Source organism: Deltaproteobacteria bacterium (assembly GCA_003194485.1).
GTDB lineage: Bacteria > Desulfobacterota > Dissulfuribacteria > Dissulfuribacterales > UBA3076 > UBA3076.
The window spans coordinates 34,675-36,158 of sequence record PQXD01000012.1 but is presented as its reverse complement, the minus strand read 5'-3'; the positions used below and the strand labels follow the sequence as shown (position 1 = coordinate 36,158).

Annotated in this window: 1 protein-coding gene; it reads right to left on the bottom strand. The window is 48.1% G+C overall.

From position 1 onward, the window contains the following. Window positions 1-39: 39 nt before the first annotated feature. Window positions 40-846, bottom strand: a complete 807-nt coding sequence (locus tag C4B57_07960; GenBank protein ID PXF54218.1) for a hypothetical protein — start codon at window positions 844-846, stop codon at window positions 40-42. Window positions 847-1,484 lie beyond the last annotated feature (638 nt).

Below are 1,484 nucleotides of genomic sequence, written 5' to 3'. Positions count from 1 at the left end.
CTGGCCTTTATCTCTCTGAGAATGGAATTGCATTGGAGATCAAACCCAATAGGAAAAGTGCGTAACAACCTGCCTTTTCTCAAAGAATTGGCCTATGAGAAATTCACACAAAAAAGTTAACAGTACCTCTTCACCAGTCTCGGAACTGAGGGCGCTGGCCACAAATACTATTTTGACCAGAGGGAGGGCATCCAGGATCCTATGCACCGGTTCGTGGTGATAAAGCACTGCGTCGGCCATAAATGATTGCAGGTTCCACCGGTTGATCATCCATGCTCCAACCTCGCAGTGAGTGGCCCCCAACTTCCTTTCACCTGCCAGAAGCAAATCCGGATTGCTGCCGCATGACCGCAAGATCTCAGCGTATTCCTTCGGAAAATTGACCCATAACACCAACCTCCCTATATCATGAAGAAGTCCCGACAAAAATGCCTCATCAGAAGCAGGATATGAGGTCCTCGCGGCAATTAGTTTAGCCAAAGCGGCACACATAAGTGACTGCCACCAAAACAGCTTCAATCTGAAAACAGAACTATCCTTGGCCTTGTTAAAGGCCTGGTGCACTGAAGCGCTGACAGCAATATTTTTTACCGTACCAGTGCCCAAGAGCACCAGGGTCTGGTCAATGCCGGTCACCCTGTTCGGCAGGCCATAATATGCGGAATTGATCATCCGCAATAACCTTGCGCTTAACGATGCGTCGCTGATGATAATTCGAGATATATCCTTAATCGTGTCCGGTTCCCTGTTGCAGACCTCGATCAATTCGACAAGGATGTGGGGCAGGGTAGGCAGATTTCCGGAACTCTCAATCTTACTGAAAAATTCGCTGGAAGAGGTATTCATAACCGTTCTCTTCTACTTAATTTGAGAGTCCAAAGTTCTCTCGTCATGCCGGACTTGATCCGGTATCCAGATCGCGGAACGTTTTGAAAAGACACAGGATTCCGGCTTTCGCCGGAATGACGCGGTCAGTTTTTTATCTCTGATTACACTGCAAAAAGCCCGAAACATGATTCCGCTCAAAAACCCCGAGACCTGCCTGCCGGCAGGCGGGTGCAAGGCGCAAAATTTTCCGGGAATGAGCCGTACTTAGCGTACGTCGCATGGGCTGGAAAATTGAAGCAACGCCGCAGATTGGGTTTTTTCAGCGGAATCATCTCTTAATTCAATTTTTAGCATTATACATAATATACGGCATTTTATGCAGCAAACTCAAGGCAACGTCAAAGTCCATTATGAATAGGGATCGGGAGTTGGTTGGGTTTTAAAAATCACTGTTCCATAAGAAGGAAAGGCATGAGCAAAGTAAATATTCTTATGAACCCGTGGTCCACTGGCAACCGGTTACAGGGGAGCTTCTTCTTCCAAATGCTCCCGCCCTTGTTTTCTTAAGGCCTTTGCAGCATGGGACCCTCCCCGTTCTCCTTCGCTGCGCTCAGGAGCCGGGGTTTCCCCCACAGCAAAAGCCAGGAAAACTTGCG